This window comes from Streptomyces endocoffeicus (assembly GCF_016741935.1).
Lineage (GTDB): Bacteria > Actinomycetota > Actinomycetes > Streptomycetales > Streptomycetaceae > Streptomyces > Streptomyces endocoffeicus.
In genome coordinates this window covers 1-658 of the sequence record NZ_JAERRG010000196.1, presented here as the reverse complement: position 1 = coordinate 658, position 658 = coordinate 1, and the positions used below count along the sequence as shown (strand labels likewise).

Here is a 658-nt window from a genome sequence, read left to right as displayed (position 1 = left end):
ACGGGCGAACTCTTGATCCTCCGGGCGTGAGTACACCGCGACCGGCCGGACACCCGACTCATCCGGCTCCTCCACCACTACCTGAAGCTGGACGCCGCCTTCCTCCGTCAGGATCAGCGGTGCCTCCAGCGCCAGCTCGTCCACCCGACCGCAACCGACCCGATCCGCCGCATGAACCACCATCTCGACGAGGACGGTTCCGGGTACCAATACGGTCTTGAGCACCTGGTGGTCGACGAGCCATGGATGCGTACGCAAGGACACACGGCCCGCGAACACCCGCCCTCCCTCAGCAAGTGGAATGGCCGCTCCCAGCAGTGGGTGTTCGACGGTTTCCAGGCCGAGGTCGGTGGCATTGGTTGTGTGGTGCGGGGCCTCGAGCCAGTAGCGCTGCCGTTGGAAGGCGTAGGTGGGCAGGTCCAGGTGAACCCCCGGGGCGCTGCTGTCGCTGCCGCCGAGTAGAGGGGTCCAGTCGATAGACGCGCCCGTGGTGAACTGCCGTGCCAGACAGGCCACCACGGCCTTGACCTCGGGCTGGTCCCGGCGCAGGGAGGCGATGACCTCCGGCTCAGCGCCAGAGCTGTCCTCACTGTCGGTCTCGACGCGGTTGGCCAGGCAGTTGTGGGCCATGGCGGTCAGAACGCCGTCGGGCCCCAGC

At 67.6% G+C, this 658-nt stretch carries 1 protein-coding gene; it reads right to left on the bottom strand.

Going from position 1 to position 658, the window contains the following annotated elements:
• Window positions 1-658: polyketide synthase dehydratase domain-containing protein (locus JK364_RS54555; RefSeq protein WP_201858903.1), on the bottom strand; the 658-nt coding region annotated here is incomplete at both ends.